The 14,110-nt window shown below is 28.7% G+C and carries 16 protein-coding genes; 3 read left to right on the top strand and 13 right to left on the bottom strand.

The window, feature by feature from the left end; genetic code table 11:
* Window positions 1–474 (bottom strand): glutathione peroxidase, encoded by a 474-nt coding sequence (locus BUB70_RS07605; protein ID WP_073120220.1) that lies wholly within the window; start codon window positions 472–474, stop codon window positions 1–3.
* A 1-nt stretch (window position 475) separates the two neighbouring features.
* Window positions 476–898: a DoxX family protein gene (locus tag BUB70_RS07610; RefSeq protein ID WP_073120221.1), complete on the bottom strand. Its 423-nt coding sequence runs from the start codon at window positions 896–898 to the stop codon at window positions 476–478.
* Between the two features lie 160 nt (window positions 899–1,058).
* On the opposite strand from BUB70_RS07610, the gene BUB70_RS07615 reads away from it, so the two are divergent.
* The 3 genes from BUB70_RS07615 (at window position 1,059) to BUB70_RS07625 (ending at window position 5,568) form a co-directional block, all read left to right on the top strand.
* The gene (locus BUB70_RS07615; protein ID WP_073120222.1) at window positions 1,059–2,405 is read left to right on the top strand and encodes a DEAD/DEAH box helicase; all 1,347 of its coding nucleotides are present in this window, start codon (window positions 1,059–1,061) and stop codon (window positions 2,403–2,405) included.
* 18 nt (window positions 2,406–2,423) lie between these two features.
* Window positions 2,424–4,502, top strand: coding sequence for a lipocalin-like domain-containing protein (locus BUB70_RS07620; RefSeq protein ID WP_084730221.1), 2,079 nt, complete (start codon window positions 2,424–2,426; stop codon window positions 4,500–4,502).
* A 91-nt stretch (window positions 4,503–4,593) separates the two neighbouring features.
* Entirely contained in the window at window positions 4,594–5,568 is a 975-nt protein-coding gene (locus BUB70_RS07625) for a succinylglutamate desuccinylase/aspartoacylase family protein (RefSeq protein WP_143155262.1), read from the top strand.
* A 17-nt stretch (window positions 5,569–5,585) separates the two neighbouring features.
* Here the strand turns inward: BUB70_RS07625 and BUB70_RS07630 are convergent, their stop codons facing one another.
* From BUB70_RS07630 to BUB70_RS07685, 11 genes are all read right to left on the bottom strand, one after another.
* Entirely contained in the window at window positions 5,586–5,948 is a 363-nt protein-coding gene (locus BUB70_RS07630) for a DUF4180 domain-containing protein (RefSeq protein WP_073120226.1), read from the bottom strand.
* Between the two features lie 142 nt (window positions 5,949–6,090).
* Entirely contained in the window at window positions 6,091–7,446 is a 1,356-nt protein-coding gene (locus BUB70_RS07635) for a T9SS type A sorting domain-containing protein (RefSeq protein WP_073120228.1), read from the bottom strand.
* 69 nt (window positions 7,447–7,515) lie between these two features.
* Window positions 7,516–8,130 (bottom strand): Crp/Fnr family transcriptional regulator, encoded by a 615-nt coding sequence (locus BUB70_RS07640; protein ID WP_143155263.1) that lies wholly within the window; start codon window positions 8,128–8,130, stop codon window positions 7,516–7,518.
* A 323-nt stretch (window positions 8,131–8,453) separates the two neighbouring features.
* Complete coding sequence (locus BUB70_RS14100; protein WP_159431422.1) at window positions 8,454–8,621, bottom strand: hypothetical protein; 168 nt, start codon at window positions 8,619–8,621, stop codon at window positions 8,454–8,456.
* A 241-nt stretch (window positions 8,622–8,862) separates the two neighbouring features.
* Complete coding sequence (locus BUB70_RS07650) at window positions 8,863–9,552, bottom strand: hypothetical protein (protein ID WP_143155264.1); 690 nt, start codon at window positions 9,550–9,552, stop codon at window positions 8,863–8,865.
* A 186-nt stretch (window positions 9,553–9,738) separates the two neighbouring features.
* Window positions 9,739–10,191 (bottom strand): hypothetical protein, encoded by a 453-nt coding sequence (locus tag BUB70_RS07655; protein ID WP_073120237.1) that lies wholly within the window; start codon window positions 10,189–10,191, stop codon window positions 9,739–9,741.
* Between the two features lie 79 nt (window positions 10,192–10,270).
* Window positions 10,271–10,927 (bottom strand): hypothetical protein, encoded by a 657-nt coding sequence (locus BUB70_RS07660; protein ID WP_073120240.1) that lies wholly within the window; start codon window positions 10,925–10,927, stop codon window positions 10,271–10,273.
* Window positions 10,911–11,405 carry an RNA polymerase sigma factor gene (locus tag BUB70_RS07665; RefSeq protein ID WP_073120907.1) on the bottom strand — a complete coding sequence of 165 codons (495 nt, stop codon included), beginning with the start codon at window positions 11,403–11,405 and terminating at the stop codon, window positions 10,911–10,913. Before BUB70_RS07665 ends, BUB70_RS07660 begins: the two co-directional genes overlap by 17 nt.
* A 798-nt stretch (window positions 11,406–12,203) precedes the next feature.
* Window positions 12,204–13,052 (bottom strand): helix-turn-helix domain-containing protein, encoded by an 849-nt coding sequence (locus tag BUB70_RS07675; protein WP_073120244.1) that lies wholly within the window; start codon window positions 13,050–13,052, stop codon window positions 12,204–12,206.
* 61 nt (window positions 13,053–13,113) lie between these two features.
* On the bottom strand, window positions 13,114–13,557 hold the full coding sequence (locus BUB70_RS07680) for a hypothetical protein (protein ID WP_073120245.1): 444 nt from the start codon (window positions 13,555–13,557) through the stop codon (window positions 13,114–13,116).
* 88 nt (window positions 13,558–13,645) lie between these two features.
* Entirely contained in the window at window positions 13,646–14,101 is a 456-nt protein-coding gene (locus BUB70_RS07685) for a DoxX family protein (protein ID WP_073120247.1), read from the bottom strand.
* Window positions 14,102–14,110: the final 9 nt, after the last annotated feature.

The following is a 14,110-nucleotide window of genomic DNA, read 5'->3' on the forward strand; positions in this document are numbered from 1 at the left end:
TTAAAGAATTTTTTTAATCAATTTCTCCATTTTCTCAGGTTTGGTAATAGGAACAAAACGTTTGACAGTTTTTCCGTTTTTATCTATTATAAATTTTGTAAAGTTCCATTTTATTTTACTTCCAAAACATCCTCCTAATTTTGATTTTAAATATTTAAAAATAGGATGTGTATTATTTCCATTCACTTCTATTTTCTCAAACATAGGAAAACTAACTCCATAATTAATTTGACAAAATTCTTGAATTTCATCAGAGGTTCCAGATTCTTGTTTTCCAAATTGGTTACATGGAAACCCTAAAATAACCAATCCCTGATCCTTATATTTTTGATATAAATTTTCAAGTCCCTCGTATTGAGGTGTTAGTCCACATTTACTAGCAGTATTTACTATTATAATGGTTTTTCCTTTGTATTGCTCCATAGCAACCGTTTTACCATTTAATAATGTTGCTTTTAAATTGTAAAAATTCATTTTATTTTTTCTTAAGGTTTATTAAATATTTTAAGGCTCCGGTAGACCATAGTACCCATAGAATTAACACAGGTTGAAAGAATAATCTGATCAATCTTTTTTTATCTGTATCTAATCCAAAACCATCAATACCGTTTGTGTATTGTGAAATATTTCCAGGGAAAATAAGTACATAAAAAATAGCCAATCCAATTCCAATTCTCACTTTGTTTTTAATCCAAAAAATTAAACATAATCCAAGCGCTATTTCCACAATCCCCGAAGATATCACTACAAAGTCCATAAACTCAGGATTTGTAGGAAGCCATCTAGGTACTTGTGCTTGAAATTCTTGTCTTTGAAATGTTAGGTGTCCAATTCCTGCTAAAGTCATTAAAGCACCTAAAAATATTCTCATTATATTTTGAACGGTATTTGTTTTCATAGTTATCTTTTAAGATTAAATCGTTTGCGATGTAAATGTACGAAAATAAGAAATGATATAATAATAATTTTATTATTTCTCGTACTTTATATAAAATCATATTTATTGTTAAGCGATTATTAAGGCAGATAGTTTCATACCTTTGTCTAAATTATTTTTTATGACAAAGCAGTTTTCAGATTTAGGAATTTCATCTACAATTATCAATACCTTGACAGGTTTAGGAATTACTGAACCTACAGAAATTCAAATACAATCTATTCCTGTGATTTTAAATCAAAAGGATGATGTTGTAGGATTGGCCAATACTGGTACAGGTAAAACAGCTGCTTTTGGATTGCCTTTGTTACAAATGGTGGATGTTTCGATCGAATCTATTCAAGTCGTTATTTTAGCCCCGACCAGAGAATTGGGAAAACAAATTCATAGTAATTTAACAGATTTTGGTGCAGACATCTCTGGACTGTCTATTGCAGAACTTTGTGGAGGAACTTCTGTAAAACCTCAAATAGAACTTTTACAACAAACCACCCATATAGTAGTTGCCACTCCAGGTCGTTTGATTGATCTGATTCAGAGAGGAAAAATTGACTTAAAACAAGTAAAATATTTTGTGTTAGATGAAGCCGATGAAATGGTTTTGTCTTTAAAAGAAGGTTTGGATAAAATTGTGGAGGTAATGCCTAAACAAAAAAGAACTTTTTTATTCTCGGCAACTTTACCTGGATCTGTAAAACAATTGGTTCAGAATTATTTATCTAAACACGTTACACAAGTTGGTGCAGAAACCAATTATACAGCTCATAAAGATGTAGCTCATCATTATGTGGTGGTAGAACCTATTGAAAAATTAAATGTGTTATTACACTTTTTGTCTAGTAAAGAAGGAGAGCAAGGGATTGTTTTTTGTAAAACCAAAGCAGCGGTGAATAAGTTGGCCAAGAATTTAGCCATCAATAAAATATCATCAGGTGCTATTCATGGGAGTTTAACGCAAGGAATTCGTGATAGAATTATGGAGCAATTCCGTGAAGGATATATTAATACTTTGGTAGCAACAGATGTTGCAGCGAGAGGAATTGATATTAAAAATGTATCTTTCGTAGTTCATTACCATTTACCAGATGCGATGGAAACTTATATCCACAGAAGTGGTAGAACGGCTAGAGCAGGAGCCAAAGGAATGTCTTTAGCAGTATTGCAAGCTGATGAGGTTGAGAAGATGGAGTTTTTAGGAGAAGAATATGAAATTGATTTACATAGATATGCCAAGCCTAATGCAGTAAGTATAGAAGAAAACAACACCATTCTTTGGGCAAAAAAAATATTTAAGACCAAACCTAATAGAGCGGTTTCCGAGGATGTAAAAGCAGCGGTAAAAAATGTATTTCATCACTTGACTAAAGAAGAATTGGTAGATAAAATTTTAGCCAATTATTTACTAGAAAATAAAACAGCAGATTTGTTAGCCACAGATAAACCTGTTAAGAAAAAGAAGAAAAAATAATAATAGTAAGTTTTTATAATGATGATAAAAGGATATAGATATTTTATTATTTTAATGTTTGTTTTTTTAGCTTGTGACAGAGAAGAAGATTTTTATACTTCTATTAAAGTTGATACAAGTGTAACAACTGAAGATATTAAAGGTTCATGGCGTCTTTATGCTGGTGAATTTGAGGGAAATATTATTGAAATAAGTCCTAGTTACCCTCAATGTGGATATGATTACATTAATTTTTCAGGTGATGAGATATATCAAGAATTTTTATATAATAAAACCTACTGTGTTCCATATATTGGTTCAGGTAATTGGAAAGTTGAAAATGGAATTATAAAAGTGTCTAATATTAATGGAGAAAAAATAGAGTTTCCAATAATTGAATTTAAGCCTTCTGAGTTAGTCTTGAATTTTCAATATGATATTGATGATGATGGTAAAAAAGAAACTTTTAAGGCATACTTAAGGCCTTATGAGCCTGATTCTAATCAGCAACAGTTAATTTCTTTTGAACAAGACTCTAAAGAAACAGCTTTATTAAAATTTAATTGGAGACAAGAAAGAGATGTTAATTCTTTTAGTAGCTATCAGATTTACCGATCGCAAGAAGGTATGTGTTCAAAAGAAGGAGCAATACTTTTAGCTAGCATTTCTGATGCTTTCACAACTACTTTTGTGGATGAAAACCCACCAGCTACTCAAGGAAATTTATGTTATTTTTTGAAGGTTAATTATAAAGATGGTTTGGTTTATGAGAGTGATTTACTAAGTGTAAACCCTAAAGAATTAATTATCACAAATAGCATTAACCTAAGTACTCCGAAAATAGAAGGTGATGATATTCTTTTAGAATGGGATCAAGCGGATATTCCTTATTTTTCACATTATCAAATAGTATATGCTAACTCTAAAGGAAATAACAGTCTTCTTCATGAAGAAGATAGTATTTTATCAATTAATGTTCTTGAAGAAACACGTTTTTTAAATACAGATCCTCCTTATCTAGAAAATCCTTTTTTTGCAATTCATGTATACAATATATTTGGTACTAAAGTAGCTTCTAATTATGAACAAGTAACCTATAGAAGAAAGGATTTGTTGGGACCCTTAACTTTACACCAGACAGAAGTAGATGATGAGGAACCTTTTGTATATTTATATGCAGATAGCCAAATTCCAGATTGGACTAGTGGTTATGATAGAGATGCTATATTAAAATTTAATTATAATGAAGGTTTGGTAGAGACAACTACAAGTAGTACCCTCTCTGAAGAAGGTAAGTTTCCATTTACAAAACCTATTTCTTTTTCTGAAGAAAAAGAGATGATTATAAACGGAGGATCTAATATCTATTTCTTAGACCCAGTATCTTTTACAGTGAACTCTTCTTTTAGGAGGTTTTATTTAAATGAAAAATTTGATCTATTTAGTATTAAAGATCTTACTTATACAAGAAATGGCTTTTTAGTTGTTATAGACTCTGGTTCTATATATGTTTTTAAAAGAAATGGCGAAGGTTTAGTCCTTTTAGATAAACAAGTTCATTACGAAAAACACCATCCATATAGCTATTATAGAATGATTCAAGTGAATGGAAATGATATTATAGTTGGACATAAAGATGATGAAGAAAGTATTTTCTTTACAGTTGATGATAGTGGTCTGTTACTAAATAAACAGGTTGTATCACTTCCAATGAATTCAAACTATACAGCAAAATTTAAGAATTCTTCTTTTTGTAGTGAATCAAATAACTCCCTAATTAATTATGGAGATAGAATTATGTATTCAACACTTTCTTTTCAAGTAAAAGTACGAATGCCTGAAAATTTCTTTGCTCTTGGTTTAGATAAAAATGCAAATTATATTTACGCATCAACTAACAACCCCGATTGGTTTGGAAGTGATGTGAAATCATCGTTGCTAAAAAGAGAGGTTTTGTTATTTAATACAAAGACAAGTCAAGTTCAATCTATCAAAACAAAAGGGTATCCTATTCGAGTATTCGAAAATAATATTGGTGAAATATTCTCAATATCAATCCCTGAAAATCAATCTACAACATTCAAGTATGATATTTTTATTGAGAAAATAAATGATTAATAAGTTGTATGTTGTTGATTTATAAATGTTTAAATTTTAGCGAGAATAATATTTTGAAGACAGTAATAGTTACTTTATCATCATAAACAAAATGCCTAAAAAAATCACCATACTTGGAGAGAAAATTTTACCTGGTAAAACCTATCAGATAAAAACAGATATTGCTCGCTTACATACACGAACAAAAGTAGAAGTCCCAATTATTATAAGTAGAGCCAAAGTAGATGGTCCTTGTGTTTTATTGAGTGCAGGTATTCACGGTGATGAGGTGAATGGGGTGGAAATTGTTAGACAAATAGTGGCTCATAAATATAACATTCCAGATGCAGGAATTATTATTTGTGTTCCCGTAGTAAATGTGTTTGGTTTTTTAATTAAAACCAGAGAGTTTCCTGATGGTAAGGATTTAAACAGAAGTTTCCCAGGAGCAAAAAATGGCTCTTTAGCCAGCAAGTTTGCTCATTTTTTTATGAATGAAATTGTAGAGCATGTAGATTATTGTATCGACTTTCATACAGGTGGAGATTATCGGTTTAATTATCCTCAAATAAGAATTTCTGATGATGATGATTACACTTTTAATTTGGCTAAAATATTTGGAGCTAAGTTTGTGAAATATTCTTCAGAAAGAGAAAAGTCGTACCGAGCTTCGGCAGTGGCTTCTGGAAAAAAAGTATTGTTGTTCGAAGGGGGGAAATCTTTAAATATCAATCCTAAAGTTACAGAAGTTGGAGTCACAGGTGTTTTAAATGTGTTAGAGGCTTTGGGAGTGAAGAATTTTCCTGAATCTCATACGCCTTTTAAGGAAGAAAAAGAACAGGTGGTTTTTAACGAATCTAAATGGATTAGAGCCAATGCTTCGGGAATGTATAGATCTTTGGTGATTAATGGTGAGCCTATAGAGAAAGGAGAAGTAATTGGTTTGATTACCGATCCTTATGGTTTTTTTGAAAAAAAAATAAAATCGCCGATATCAGGTTATATCATTTGTTTAAATCATTCTCCTATTGTCAATCAAGGAGATGCCATTGCTCATGTCGCAATTGAAAACATCAAAACAAATTAATAAGACTTTTTCAGTATTCATGATTCCGATAACTTTTTTATGGCTTCTAAGGTTGAAGAAACAAAGTTTACTTGTTTACCTTTATTACTTTCATAAATAAAATCTTTGAGGCTTTTTTTCGTGTATTTTGAAAAATCTCCTACTATGGCAAGTCTAACTCGATAATTTGAAAATTTTTGAAGAATTTCTCCTGCCATTCTATTTTTAAGATCAAAAAATTCTGGAAAGATATTTTTTTGATGGATAATAATTTTATCGAAACCTTGGTAATATAAACTTCCTAATAAATCAAAACCATCTTCTTTGTTCTGAATTATAATGCTATCTGAAATTACTTCGGCAATATCTATTTCTTTTATGTTATGTTTTTCTATTCTCATCTTAAATTTAATGATTTATCAATACTAATTTTATGAAGTTAAGTGATTATTATTTATTGATCATAATGATTTAAATAATGGAGTAAAGGAAGATAATTTTTAAATTTCGCTATGGTTAGTAATTGTGAATTTTTGATATTGTCTAATCAATAATAAGTTTACCGGTTTTTGTTTTTTTACCAATGATTAACTTGTATAAATAAATCCCTGATTGAATATGACTGATGTTCAACATTGTATTATTGAAAACTATATTATCATATATTTTTACTCCATTTAAAGTATACAATTTCAAAACTCCTTGTTCATCATTTTGGAGAAATTTAATAGTAATATAATCCTTGGCAGGAATTGGGTAGATGCTTACATCCTTTAATAAAATATTATGATTTTTGGTTCCTAGTACATCTATTGGTGAATAATACAATTTTCTCTCTCTGTATTGTTCTTCTTGTTTTGTGTCGTAATTGTGTTGGCCTAGACTTGTATTTAAAAGCTTATGATGAAACTTTAACTCCTGATTGTTTAAGTGATTGGGCAATAAAATATCATTAAACATTAAAGAAAAATCGTATTCATTTGTTTCAAACATAATCTGATGTTGAACATAACCATCGTTACGAGGCTTAATATTTATATCAGCATATTCATTTAAATAATCATTGTCATCATAACCATAGTACTTTCTATTTGTTAATTTCCAGTTACTATCCTTTGTGTCGTCCCATTCGTAACTTGATAAATTGATTAATCGCCATTGCAAATCATATAAATACCATTTCTTTTTACTCGCTATCCACTGATTCGTATTACTATCCCAATTAGAATAAAAAATATAATGCAGTTCCTTGTCATTTATATACTTGTAATCAATCTTTTCTTGTAATTTCCATTCTTGCGAATTGGCATACCGCCAATATAAACTGTCTTTTAAAGGTTTTCCTTGAGCATTATAACTATAATCCCATTTTTCTATTAATAACCAGTCGTTTAAATTATATTTCCATTGATATGTGAGTTTTTGAATCAATTCATCGTTTTGGTTATAGGTATATACCCATTTACTGTCTTTATTCCATTTGTTATGTGACCAAATAAACTTGCTATTAACGGTTATGTTGTTATGCTCGTCGTATTTTGATTCCTCCTTTAATAGGTTTTTCCAATTGCTATCATTAGTACTCCAAGCAGAGTAAACCCATAATACTTCATTCAAATTTTCATCATATGCATAGCTATCTTTTGTAAACTTTATGTCCCAAGCATCACTTACTTCATTATAGTTATAATCAATAATACTATCTAATTTCTCTTTGTAAATCTTTACTGATTTTAAACTACGTTGACTACGTTTTTTTAATGATTGATATGATTTGTTTCTTGTCTTTTGAATTGAATACGGATTTAAAATAGTATTAGAATTGGTTGTTTTTTCTTGTCCTAAAGCTGATAAATAGAAACAAGAACCAATCATAAAATATAGATACTGCTTTTTCATTTTAATATTTTTGTTTTAGCAAAATAATAGAATATTAAAAGAAGTAAAATTGCCTAGAGATAAGTTGAGTTATTTTTTTGATTTTCCAACTTTGCTTTTTTCTTTACTGTATTGTTGAGGAGTCATGTTAAGATAGCTGGCAATATATTTATCGGGTGTATCTTCAAGTAACCAATTAGAACGAAAAACAATTTCGTGAAAGAGTGCGTACCTTTTGGCTGGACTTCTAGATTGAAGTAAAAACATTCTATTTTCTCGATCAAGAAGTATATTTTCGTGAATTTTGTATAGCAAATAACTAATCTGATGGCTTTCCATTGCCAGTCTTTCCATATCTTTCTTTTCAATATATAATAGCTCAACATCAGTTATAGCTTCTTGAACTTCCAAAGAAGGACTGCCTTCTACATAACTTTTAATACTATTAAAGACCAATCCTTTTGGGGTAATATTGGTACTTACAGCTACATTATTGTCATAGATAAACTGATGAACAACTCCTTTTATCACAAAATTTGATCGGGTTTCTATTTGTCCTGATTTTAAAATTGAATCTCCCTTTTGATAGTTTTTCTTCTTTAAACAAAGTTTTATACTACGAAACTGCTCTTGACTTATAGGTGCAATGAGAACAAAAAAATCATATAGTGTTTTGTAATCTTTTTCAGATATGTTCTGATTCATCATTCAATTTTTTTAGTTCCAACAAAATTAATGTTTTAAACTAAATTGATTTTGAGTGTATCAAGAATGTATATTGATTTTTTAATGATTTGCTTAAAGTAAAGTAGTAGCGTTTATTGAGTGTGAATTTTTGATTTGGCGAAATTTATTCATGGTTAACTAAATATACAACCAACTTTTTCTTAACTAAAAAAAGTAATTTACACATGGGAAAACACTTATTTATGACGATAGTGAGACATTAAGTTCTAGATTTCCATTGTTCAAAATCATGGTTGAGTGCAAAACTACTTGATTTCTATCCTTTCTTTGGAATACAACTCTCAATACCATTTTTCTAATTTTTTATTTTTAAAAACAAACAAATAAAATTCGTCATTTTCATAATGGTCTCTATAAGATAAAACTTCTATTTCATTGCTACCTTCAAATCGCTTTTCTGCAATAGTATAATCACTTCCTAATATATCAGTAACTTGTTCTTTCGACATGCCTAATTCAATCTTATTCATCTTAAAACTTGTCATATTTGCTACACTTAAAGAAGCACAGGAATGTAGTAGTAATATTAGAAACGCGTAAAGAAGGTAAATTTTAGATTTTTTCATACACATAATTATTTTAGAGTGTTGTGTGTTATTCTGATATAGGTTGACCTTTTTATGTTGATAAACCACTCGTAAACCGCATTGGGTTTATTGTGGGTTGTATGCCGTAATTATTAATTTAGTATCAATTTTTTTGTTTAAACGTGAAATTATAAACATCATTTTGTATTGAAATCTTTATATTAATTTCGTTTGTGTTCAATGAAACAGGAAATAATATTTTTCCGAAAACTTCATTTTTCGGAGGAATAGTACATGGTAATAATGCATTATTATTCCAAAAATAAAGTTCTTCATTCGCTTTGTTTAATTGAAGACTATGTTCTTGTTCCCAATCATCTTCATTTTTTTGTCTTATTGATTCTAATTCTTCTCCATTTTGACCAAAAACAAGTCCTATTATTCCTGAAATAAAACCTTCTGTTGCTATCTCCTTGATACTTTTATCAGCTAACGAATAAGGATTTTTTTCATTCTTTAGGACATCTTCATGTATCACCAGCTGTTCTATTTTCTCTTCTGGATTAATAACATGAATAAATAAGGAGTCTGTTCCATTTTTTTCTGAAATCAAACTGTATTTAAATGAAGCAGGGTTAACAAAAATTGAATCTTTTGTCTTGTTTCGTATTATTACTTCAAATTGATAATTTTGATTATATATTCCCTTATAATCTACACTTACTTCATGATTATCGCTAAATTTAGTATCACTCTCAATTTTGAACAACATGGGTTTAGATGTAGTTGCTATACGTTGTACTTTGCAACTTACAAGTATAAAAAGTATACAGAAGCTAATTTTATATCTCATATTAATCTAGTTTTTATAATTCATAGATTATTTGTTAACTTCAGTGATTTATGGCATACAACTTCCTAATAACACAATTTAATTTATTAGTTAAGTTTTTTAAAATCAGTACAGATCCATACGCATAAATATAACAAGTGATGAGTCTAAAAGCATCATCAGGAATTGTTTAGTTACTTTAAATAATTATAAAATGTTATTCTCCGTCATGGCTTTTTTATCCATAAATTTTCCAATCATCAATCCAATAAACATGCCAGCAATCAATCCAAAGGCTATTCCCAAAGATCTTTCCAATTTTGATAAAAAGATGATTCCAAATAAAACTCCAAAAGAAACTCCTACACCCATTCCCAAATTGGTGTAATAATTTTTAGTTGTTAGCGAAAAGGTCTCTTTTAAGAATTCTTCAAATTTGTTAAGCGCTTTTTTAAAGTGTTTTTTTCTATTCCTAGGATTAGATTCCAAATCTAAACGATCTAAAAAGGATTCTATAGATTGAATATCACTATCAGAAAAAGTTCTAATTTCTAGTTTGTTAAGAATATCAATGAATTGATCATAAATCGTAATTTCAGATTTGTTAGTTGTCTCCGTTTTTAAATTTTTAAAAAGATGAATTGCTTCATGTAGTTTCATAAGGTTGGCATTTTATTGTTTTTCTTGGTTAGTGGCTCAAAACAATATTTATTACACCCAAAAATTGTAGAACTTTAAATTATTCATTTAAACTTTCTATATCGCTCATCAATTCTTCTAGTTTTTTGAGTATTCTTCCGTACACAATATTAAAATCCCATTGATAAATTCTTGCCCCAAAAAAACTCAGCAACCCTAAAATGAGAACTATCATAAAAACGCCAATAAGTGGCAACCCAAATATGATGATGGTATTAGGGAATTCTACATATATATTATTCAATATTCTATCTCCTAAAAACATCCCCTTGGCATCTTTAAACCAAAAACCAAGGAGGAATGACATAAAAATAATAGGATATAAAAAGGTTGATATCCTTTTGTTGATGGCGAACAATTTTTGAAGCCATTGGTTAAATGCCTTTAGGTATTGATAACTGTTTTCTCCCTTTTCTATATTTTTTAAATCTTTTAATAAGGGTTTGTTTATATATACCAACACGCTTAATGTTACAAAAAAGATGATTCCCATGATTGGAATTCCCATAAAAAAGGATAGGATTAAAAAGATAAAAGAAAAGACTATAATAGCTATTAAATTGATTTTATACATCTTTTTAAACTTATCAATAATATGAATAGATTTTTGACTGTATAAGTTATTGATTTTTGGAGCGACCAATGCTTCTTTTTTTAGAAAGCCCTCTTTCCATATGTCTTCAATTGATTTTTCCATCTAATAGTTTTTTTAATCTCATTTTAATTCTTTGAACTCTAACCCCAATATTATTAGGATTTGTACCAATTATATCTGCGATCTCCTGATACGTTTTTTCATCTAAATAAAGCATGATGACAGCCCTGTCAATTTCAGATAGTTGTCTAATCGCGATGTATAATTGGTTTAACGATTCATCTGAAAAAGCATAACTATTTACGGTTTCATGATGAGTAGGAGTAGTGTCTGAAACAAAATGCTGAACATTGTTTTTCTTTTTTTTCAGTAAAGTCAAACAAACATTTAAGGAAATTCTATACACCCAAGTACTCCATTCCGATTCTTCCCGAAAGTTTTTTTGACTCCTCCATATTTGTAAACAAACCTCTTGATAATAGTCTTCAAAATCTTCTTGTGAATTTGTATAAGCCCGACACAACTTGATAATGATACCAGAAAAAGGTAGAATAGAGGTTTTGTAAAAATCGTTACTCAAAATTGTTTTATTTAGTTGGTGGCTTAAGTCAGAAATTATTACAGGTTCATAAAATATTTTTGAATATCTGTTGTGATTGTTTTTAGAATGCTTCTTTTTAAAGCTACACATTACTTATATTAAATCCTAAATTTATATAACCCCAATAATTTTAATCACAAAAAAACTCTCACCGTTTTTAGTGAGAGTTTTTCTAATTGATTGTCTAAAAAGTAAAATTAAGCATAGTAGATTAAAGCTGATATTTCTATTGCCGTATACTAAACTCACTGTTTTAAATTGTAATGTTTGATATAAAGATTTAATACGGCAAGTAATAAAAATAACCCAGGAATATAAGGAGTCCTAATTTTTAGAGGAAGTACATCAGCAGGTACATTTGGATGAAGGTGTACATAGAACGCCATAATCATTATGATTATAACCCCTATATTTCCTATCGTAAATATTTTATTAAAAATATTATTTGAAACCCTTGTGTTGTAGCGTAGAGCAAAAAGTAAAAGGAGGCTTATAAATATTTCTCCTATTTGTCCACTCCAAAAAGAGAGATCATAAAAGGGTAATTCACTTTTTATAATTTGGACAGAGTACCAAGTTTTAAATGGATTTATGAATTTTAGTATTCCGAACATAAACATAGATACTCCGAGTATTCCTGTTATAATTTGATTTGATTTTGTCATTTTGTTTTAAAATTTAAATAAAAGTTTGTTGTTCATTACTTTACAACTCTCTTATGTTTGGGTCAAAAGTCTATGAAATTTAAGTAAATTAAAAGGACAAAAAGTTCAGTAATTAGGATAATTGGTTCAGATTATTTCTGAAAGAAGAAGGAGTTAGTCCTACATTTTTTTTAAAAAAGCGGGTGAAATATTGTGGATCGTGTATGCCAATTTTGTGAGAAACCTCACTAATAGAAAGATTTGAAATTTTAAGAAGTTCTTTGGCTTTCTCTATTTTTTTATGATTGATATAATTCATTGGACTATCATCAAATATAGTTTTGAATTGTCTTTTAAAAGACGATAAACTTAGATTGCATAATTTTGCCAACTCCTCAAGAGAAAGATCTTCATATAAATGTAATGCTATAATTTTTTTGAAATTGATAATATTTGGAGAGTATAAATTAGAAATAATTTCTAGTACTGACTCCGAATTTTTTGTTTGAATTAATAATAAGATCAGTTCTTTTATTTTTAATTCTAATAAATCATCATTTACCAATGTTGGGTTTTCAAAATAAAAACTAAGCGTTTCTACAAATTTAGAAATGATATTTTCAGAGATGATTTTTTTAATTTGAGTTTTTCTAAACGTTTTTGCAATTGATTTAGGTAGCTCTTGTGAGTATATTTTTTTTAAAATTTCAGGATATAAATGAAAAGCGATGACTTCAATAGAATTGTTGTTTGAATTTTCAAGCCATTCAACAAAATAAGTTCCACAATTCAGTAAAACAGATTGTTTTTCCTTTATTTCAAGATTGTTTTCAGAAGACAAAAATTTACTATTAGCTCCCTTTATATAAATAAAACATCCTTCATTTTGGAATATAGCTTCATATTTAAAAGGAGGTTTTATGAATATTCGTTCAATTAAAACTTCTTTTTGATACTCAAATTTCTCTCTTTTTAATATCATTTTTTTGTCATTCTTTATCAAGTATAGTCGTTTACTTTCTAATAGAATTGGTTAGCCTGTTTTATTTTTTCTTAAAGTGCTGATAATTTCCTCTTGGTAAATATATAAGATCCATGTTTTTATCGGAGATATATTCGATTACATATTTTAGAGTATCTGATTCTTTTATCAAGAACAAATTACCGTCAATGATTGAATTTTCTTTATCAAAAACACTTTCATGAATCATATATTCATAATAATTATCTGGTGCGGTTTCTACATTATTATATTTAAAAAACCACTTTTTGCCAATAATTTCAACAGTCGATAAAGAATCAATGGTACTTATCCAAACTCCTTGACTAATTAAGTTTTCTTGTTCTTTTTTATAAGGTTTAGCTTTCAATTCTGTGGAATCAACAACAATTTTTTCTTGTTCCTTTTTTTCTTTCTTTTCTTTTTCAGCTACATTTTTGCAACTGATAAAAACTAAAAAGATGATTGTTAAAATTCTAATATTCATTTTCTTTATTGATGTTATACAACAGTAAATATAAGATTAGTAACGGATTTAATGTAATTACTTTTGTATAATATTAGTGGTTTAACTTTTACCATTTTTTGGTTGCGGACAAATATGTCCATAAAATGAACAGAATTTGCAAGGGAATTCTAAACCATAAATATCTGAGTCCGTTTCCGTTAAAAGTCCCTTTTTGATAGTCAATATGTTTTATGGCTGCATAAATATTTGCAGGTAGTATTAGTATGAAAAATATAATTAAGAGCCATGCTGTAACGACTCTAAAACACGGAATGAAAAGACCAATAGCAGCCGAAATTTCAAGAATACCAGTAAAGTATATAATTTCTGTTTTAAAAGGAATAAAGTTGGGCAGCATCATAGACATTCCTTTGGTAAAGATAAAATGTGCTATAGCTGTGAATACAAGCATTACTGACATTGCCATTTGCCCTGATTGTGCAAACTCAAAATTGCCACGGACAATTTTCCTTGTTAAAAGCGATAATACAAATACAGAAAGTAATACAATTAAAGGTTTCATAATTATTTG

This window comes from Wenyingzhuangia marina, assembly GCF_900130035.1.
Classification (GTDB): Bacteria; Bacteroidota; Bacteroidia; order Flavobacteriales; family Flavobacteriaceae; genus Wenyingzhuangia; species Wenyingzhuangia marina.